The organism is Variovorax sp. 01N429, assembly GCF_056399425.1.
Genome location: NZ_JBFTRG010000014.1, coordinates 134,682 through 141,522, shown reverse-complemented (window position 1 = coordinate 141,522; position 6,841 = coordinate 134,682). Strand labels below are relative to the sequence as shown.

Sequence of the window (6,841 nt, the reverse complement as noted above, 5' to 3'; positions counted from 1 at the left end):
GCGCGGCGCTGCATGCCGGCGTTGTTGACCAGGATGTCGATCGGTCCGATATCGGCTTCGATCCGTTCGACCGCAGCGTTCACGGCATTGCCATCGCTGACGTCGAAAGCCGCGGTGAAGACCGTGCCGCCTTCGCCGCGCAATTGCGCCGCGGCCTTCTCCAGCTTGTCAGGGGAACGGGCATTGAGGATCACGCGGGCGCCCGCCCCTGCCAGGCCTCGCGCGAGTGCATATCCGATGCCGGCGCTGGAGCCGGTGAGGAGTGCGGTTCGGCCGGTGAGATCAAACGACTTGAGGACGGAGTGCACACGAATCTCCAACAGGAAAAGGGGTTTCGCCGAGCCAGCCCAGCACGGCATCGCACTGCGCCTGAATCGGCTGCAATGCATCTGTCCGGAACACGCCGGGCTCGCCGACGGGCGGCTCGAGCACTTGGAACTGGTTGTCCACGAGACTGGCCGGGAACAGATGCGCCGGGCGCGCAGCGACGCGGGCCTTGGATGCTTCGCGGCTGATTTCGAGGAAGACAATCTTCATTGCCGGCTCGGCGCTGCGCAGGCGTTCGCGGTAGCTGCGCTTGAGCGCGGAGCAGGTGAGCACCGTGTGCTCAGAAGCCGCGGACATCAGCGAACCGAGCTTGGCGATCCATGGGTCCCTGTCACGGTCGTTGAGGGCAATGCCTCGCCGCATCTTCTCCTGGCTCTCCGGCAGGTGGTAGTCGTCGCCCTCGATGAGCCGGCCTTGCAGGGCGCGCGCCAGCGACGCGGCGACGCTCGACTTGCCACAACCTGCCACGCCCATGACGAGTAGCTTGTGCGGCATCGTTCAGTTTTCCAGGACTTGCGGGTTGACGGGCGTCAATGGGCGCCCGGCGGCCGGGCCGAAGCCGAGCGCGGCGATCAGGTTGTCCGCCGTGAGTGCCGCCATGGCATGACGCGTGCGTACCGAGGCGCTGCCGATGTGCGGGGTCAGTACGACGTTTGGCACGGCAAGGAGATCGGGATGGATGCCGGGCTCGCCCTCGAACACGTCCAGGCCTGCTGCGGCGATCGTGCCATCTCGCAGTGCTTGCGCCAATGCAGCGTCATCGACGATGCCCCCGCGTGCGATGTTGGTAAGGGTCGCGGAGCGCTTCATCAGCGACAGCTCGGCAGCGCCGATCGCGTGGTGGGACGCGGAGGAGTAGGGCACCACGAGCACGAGGTGGTCCGCCTCTTTCAGCAGTGTCTGCCTGTCGACATACCGGGCCGCGCTTTTGGCTTCGAGCGCTTCGGGCAGGCGCGAACGGTTGTGATAGATCACGTTCATGCCGAACCCGGCTGCGCCTCGGCGCGCAATCGCCTGTCCGATCCGCCCCATCCCGAGGATGCCCAGCGTGGCGCCATGCACGTCGCCACCGACGAACATGTCGTAGATACCGGTCTTGGTCCACTCGCCGCGGCGCAGGAAGCGCTCGGACTCTCCAATGCGGCGCGCGGTCGCCATCATCAGGGCGAACCCGTAATCGGCGGTGGTTTCGGTCAGCACGTCGGCGTGTTGGTCACCAGCACGCCCCGTGCCGTGCAGGCGGCGACATCCACGTTGTTGTAGCCCACGCCGACATTGCAGACGGCCTTGAGTTGGGGACAGGCGTCCAGCAACGTGGCGTCGATGCGCTCGCTGCCAGTGCTCATCACGCCATGTTTGCCCTGGAGTCGGCGATTCAGTTCATCGGCGCTCCAGATGGTGTCCTCGGGGTTGTCCTCGACCTCGAAGTGCGTCCGGAGGCGGTCTGCAATGTCGGGAAAGGTGGCCCTGGTCAGAAGAATGGAGGGTCGCATTGTCTTTTCCCTCAGTTCGGGCAGCGCGCCTCGAGCGCATCGATGAACGACCGGTCCCAGCGGCCTTCCTTCATGGCGCGGATCGTCTCTGCTTCGGTGTCCAGATGGGCACGCGCTTTCTTGATGAGCAGTTCGGCCTCTTCCGGCGAAAACGCCATCAACCCGTCCTGGTCGCCCACCACGATGTCGCCCGGATTGACCACCATGCCGCCCACGGACACGGGAACGTTGATCTCTCCGGGGCCGTCCTTGTAGGGGCCACGATGGGTGATGCCGCGCGCGTAGACCGGAAACTCGCGTTCGCGGATTTCGGCCACATCACGGATCGCGCCATCCACGACGACCCCGCGGACGCCGATGTGGGCTGCGTAGAAAGACAGGATGCCGCCGACAACGGCGTTGTTGAGGATGCCCCCGGCATCGATGACCAGCACATCGCCGGGGCGGCAGAACTCGAGTGCACGCAGATAGGTCAGGTTGTCGCCACCGCGTGAGCGCGCGGTGACGGCAGTGCCCGCCATGGTGTGCGCGACAGGACGGTGGTAGGGGTTGAGACCGGTCGTGCCGATGTTGCGGTGCATGTTGTCGCTCAGCGCGGCGACGGGGATCTCACGCAGGGCCTCGAGAATCTTGGGATTGACCTGTGTGGCCGACGGGTTCTTGCGGATGGCTTTGTAGGGCATGGTGCTTCGCGGGTTCTTGGTTGAATGGCGGGACGGCTCGCGACGTGTTCAGTGCAGCTCGGTGACGGCACGGGCGATCCGTGAGCAGCCTTCTTCCAGGATCTCGACCGACGTCGCGATGGACAGGCGGAAGTAAGGTGAGAGGCCGTACGCCGTGCCGGCGACCGTGGCGACCCCGGCGCTTTCGAGCAGATACATGACGACGTCCCCGTCTTCGCTCAACTTCTTGCCGGCGGGTGTGGTCTTGCCAATCAAGCCCGAGCAGTTGATGTACAGGTAGAACGCGCCCGGCGGCGTGGCGCAACTCAGGCCGGGGGTGGCGTTGATCAGCGCGAGCGTTCGATCGCGGCGCTGCTTGTAGACAGCAACGCTCTCTGCAACGAACGACTGGTCCCCGTTCATCGCGGCGGCCGCGGCCGCCTGGCTGATCGAGCAGCAGTTGCCGGTCGACTGCGACAGCAGCGTGTCCATCGCGCGGATCAGGTCGGCGGGACCGGCCACGTAGCCGATACGCCAGCCGGTCATTGCATAGGTTTTCGAGACGCCGTTCACCACCAGCGTGCGATCCCGCAACTCGGGTGCCACAGCCAGGATATGTGGCGTCTTCTCGCCGTCGAAGCGGATGTGCTCGTAAATGTCATCGGTCATCACCATGACGTGTGGATGGCGCCCCAGCACATCGGCCAGTGCGCGGTACTCGTCGGCGGTGTAGGCCGCGCCGGTCGGATTGCTCGGTGAATTGATGAGCAGCCAGCGGGTGCGCGCAGTGATGGCCCCCTCCAGTTGAGCGGGTGTGAGCTTGAAACCGTTGACCTCGGGGCAACCGACGATCACCGGCTTGCCATCGCAAGCGAGAACCATGTCCGGGTAGGAGACCCAGTAGGGCGCAGGCACGATGACCTCGTCGCCCGCCTCGAGCGTGATCGCGAAGGCATTGAAGATCGCGCTCTTGGCGCCATTGGTGGCGATGATCTCGTTCATCGCATAGGTCAAGCTGTTTTCACGCTGGAGCTTGCCTGCGATCGCCTGCCGCAGCTCGACCGTTCCTGCCATCAGCGTGTAGCGCGTGGCGCCCTTGTTCATCGCTGCGGCCGCTGCCTGGCGGATGTGCAGCGGCGTGTCGAAGTCCGGCTCGCCGACAACCAGGTTGACGATGGATTTACCTTGGCGACGCAGCTCGTTGGCGCGATCGGCGGCGGAGGTGCTGGGCGAGGGCTTGATGCGCCGTACGCGCTGTGCAATGCGGGAGGTGGTCATGACTTCCTGGAGTGGGATGGCAGGACCCTACGGTACGCAGATCGCGCTTTCGACGCCAAGACGAGATCGCTCTGGTCGTATAGGGAGAGCTTATGGAACCCCCTGATGACCCCCTCGCTTCGCCAGTGCTAGGCTCGACTTTTGCTTCGGAGGCCGGCGTGAACCTGCGGCGACTCAAGTACTTTGTCAAGATCGTGGACATTGGCAGCCTGACCCAGGCCGCCGAGGTGCTTTTCATCGCCCAACCGGCGCTGAGCCAGCAACTGGCCACGCTCGAGGGCGAGGTGCGGCAGCAACTGCTGGTGCGTACGAAGCGAGGGGTGACCCCGACCGAGGCGGGCAAGGTGCTGTACCGCCATGCACAGATCATCCTGCGCCAGTGCGAGCAGGCGCAAACCGACATGGAGGCCGCGGGGCAGGGCGTCTCGGGCCAGGTGTCGGTCGGTCTTGCTCCGGGCACCGCGGCGGCGGCGCTCTCGCTGCCCCTGCTGCGCACCGTTCGTGCGCGCCACCCGGGCATCCTGCTCTACCTCAATGAGAACTACGGCACCACGCTGAGCGAGTTGATCATGAACGGCCGCATGGACCTGGCCGTGCTCTATGGTGACAAGGCTATCCACGGGCTGACCTTCCTGCCGCTGCTCAAGGAGCCGCTGTATCTGGTCGGGCCGGCGTCGATCCCGGCGCCGGCTCAGCCGGTCCGGCTGGCTGATCTGCGCGAGATGGAGTTGTTCCTGCCGCGTCCCTACAACGTGGTACGCAAGCTGGTCGATGCGGCCTTCAGCGGGATCGGCGGCGCGCCGCGCATTGCGGCAGAGATCGAATCGGCCTTCACGTTGACCGCGGCGGTGGCCGACGGACTGGGCGCCACGATCCTGCCCGCCTCGATGGCCCGCGAGGTGGTGGCCGCGTGTGGTGCCTGGCAGTTCCAGATCGTCGACCCTGTGATCGAGGCGCCTCTGGCGCTGTGCCAGTCGGACCACCTGCCGCTGTCCGAGCCTGCCCAGGCAGTGAAGGACATTCTGCTGGAGTTGGTCACGGAGCTGTCGAGCAACGCCGTTGCGAGCGGCGGACGGCCGATCGCCGCGGCGTCATAAGCGGGCCTTATCCCGGCACAGTCAATCCGTCTTTGGCTTCGCAGCGTTCGCGGGCTACCTTTCATGTCTGCCGTCACGTGTTCGCGGAATGCGTCGGCCACCAAGGAGATCCCGCCGTGATTCGGCGGGTCCGGCATGAACCAGGAACAAATTCGAATCCTCATCGAGGCTTTGGCGGCATCGGAGCTGTCGGAGCTGGAGTACAGCGAAGACGGATGCACGCTGCGGCTCGTGAAGCAAGCGACTTCGAACTCTTTGACCCCGCTCAATCCGGTCGTCGATGGGGATTCTGCGGACGCGCCTGGAAAGGCGAACGACCGCCGCGATGATCACCGCGGGCTGCCTCGAGCAGACCCGTCGGGCGACGGCTCGGGCGCGAGCCCCATCGAGTGCCTCGCGCCGCTTTACGGCGTAATTCATCTCCAGCCCGCGCCGGGTGAGCCCTTGTTCGTGAAGCCGGGGCAATCGGTGCTGGCGGGGCACACGCTGTGCGTGATCGAGGCGATGAAGGTCTTCAACGAAGTTCGGGCAGAGACCGACGCGACCATCGCCGAAGTGCTCGTGCATTCGGGCCAGGAGGTCGAAGCCGGCCAGCGCTTGTTTCGCTTGGCCTGAGGTCGCCATGTTTGACACCGTTCTCATTGCAAACCGTGGCGAAATCGCATTGCGTATCTTGCGCGCCTGTCACGGCCTCGGCATCAAGACCGTGGTCGCGCATTCCGAGGCCGATAGCGACGCCGTTTATGTGCAACAGGCAGACCAGGCGCTGTGTATCGGGCCGGCCAGTCCTGGCCATAGCTACCTCAATCAATCGGCGCTGCTCTATGCGGCGGAGGTGAGCGGAGCGCAGGCGATCCATCCCGGCTACGGCTTTCTTTCGGAGAACGCGGGCTTCGTGGAAAAAGTCGAGCAGGCCGGACTTCAGTTTGTCGGACCGAGCGCCGCCTGCATTCGGGTGATGGGCGACAAGGTGTCGGCAAAGCGCGCAATGCGACGCGCCGGCGTGCCCTGCGTTCCGGGGCCCGATGATGGACTGCCCGACGATCCTCAGGCCGTCCGAGCACTTGCACTCGAAGTCGGCTACCCGGTGATCGTCAAGGCGGCCGGCGGGGGAGGCGGTCGGGGCATGCGCGTGGTGCGGGAGGAGGGCGAGCTGCTGGAGGCGCTCGCGCTCACACGGGAGGAGGCACGGCGCGCCTTCGGCAATCCGGAGGTCTATATCGAGAAGTTCCTGCTGCATCCGCGGCACGTCGAGATCCAGGTGCTTGCCGACAGGCATGGTCACGCCATCTGGCTCGGAAGCCGGGACTGCTCCCTCCAGCGTCGGCACCAGAAGGTGATCGAGGAGGCCCCAGCACCGGGGATCGACGAGGCGCTGATGGCGGAGGTCGGGGAGAGTTGCGCGGCGGCCTGCCGGCAGATCGGCTACTGCGGCGTCGGCACTTTCGAGTTTCTCTACGAGAAGGGCGCCTTCTATTTCATCGAGATGAACACCAGGCTGCAAGTCGAGCACCCGGTGACCGAGATGACCACCGGCATCGACATCGTGCAGCAACAGCTGCGAATGGCGCGCGGCGAGCGATTGACGATCACGCAGGCCGACGTCCTTTGTGCGGGACATTCGATCGAATGCCGCATCAATGCGGAGGACCCCAACAGCTTCGCTCCGTCACCGGGACGCATCACGGGCTGGCGCGTGCCGGGAGGCTTTGGCGTGCGCTTCGATTCGCACGCGGGGGTGGGCTATCGCGTTCCACCGTACTACGACTCGATGATCGGCAAGTTGATCGTGCACGGCGCGAGCCGCGAGGACGCGCTTGACCGCATGCGGCTCGCGCTGAGCGAACTGGAAGTCGAGGGCATCGCAACCAACGTAGCGCTGCATCGCGCGCTCCTTCAGGATGACGGCTTCGTCACCGGGGGGGTCGACATCCACCACCTCGAGCGCTGGCTGCAGCGCAGGAGCACGCAGTGACCCTCTCGA

7 protein-coding genes and 1 pseudogene are annotated in these 6,841 nt (G+C 65.4%); 3 read left to right on the top strand and 5 right to left on the bottom strand.

Annotated features, from left to right (window positions below; all coding sequences use genetic code 11):
* The 5 genes and pseudogenes from AC1DSF_RS22825 to AC1DSF_RS22805 form a co-directional block, all read right to left on the bottom strand.
* Nucleotides 1-308, bottom strand: a 308-nt coding sequence (locus AC1DSF_RS22825; protein ID WP_478183477.1) for an SDR family NAD(P)-dependent oxidoreductase, incomplete at its 3' end; no start/stop codon positions are given.
* Nucleotides 283-822 carry a gluconokinase gene (locus AC1DSF_RS22820; RefSeq protein ID WP_478128764.1) on the bottom strand — a complete coding sequence of 180 codons (540 nt, stop codon included), beginning with the start codon at nt 820-822 and terminating at the stop codon, nt 283-285. The genes AC1DSF_RS22820 and AC1DSF_RS22825, both read right to left, overlap by 26 nt.
* A gap of 3 nt (nt 823-825) precedes the next feature.
* Nucleotides 826-1,820, bottom strand: a pseudogene (locus AC1DSF_RS22815) (2-hydroxyacid dehydrogenase).
* Between the two features lie 11 nt (nt 1,821-1,831).
* Entirely contained in the window at nt 1,832-2,503 is a 672-nt protein-coding gene (locus AC1DSF_RS22810; RefSeq protein ID WP_478128765.1) for an RraA family protein, read from the bottom strand.
* A 48-nt stretch (nt 2,504-2,551) separates the two neighbouring features.
* A complete protein-coding gene (locus tag AC1DSF_RS22805; protein WP_478183476.1) occupies nt 2,552-3,760 on the bottom strand; it encodes an aspartate transaminase in 1,209 nt (402 codons plus the stop codon).
* Nucleotides 3,761-3,918: 158 nt separating this feature from the next.
* On the opposite strand from AC1DSF_RS22805, the gene nac reads away from it, so the two are divergent.
* The 3 genes from nac (at nt 3,919) to accC (ending at nt 6,832) form a co-directional block, all read left to right on the top strand.
* Entirely contained in the window at nt 3,919-4,857 is a 939-nt protein-coding gene (nac, locus tag AC1DSF_RS22800) for a nitrogen assimilation transcriptional regulator NAC (RefSeq protein WP_478128806.1), read from the top strand.
* A gap of 135 nt (nt 4,858-4,992) precedes the next feature.
* Entirely contained in the window at nt 4,993-5,472 is a 480-nt protein-coding gene (locus tag AC1DSF_RS22795) for an acetyl-CoA carboxylase biotin carboxyl carrier protein (RefSeq protein ID WP_478128767.1), read from the top strand.
* Between the two features lie 7 nt (nt 5,473-5,479).
* Nucleotides 5,480-6,832, top strand: coding sequence for an acetyl-CoA carboxylase biotin carboxylase subunit (gene accC / locus AC1DSF_RS22790; protein ID WP_478128768.1), 1,353 nt, complete (start codon nt 5,480-5,482; stop codon nt 6,830-6,832).
* Nucleotides 6,833-6,841 lie beyond the last annotated feature (9 nt).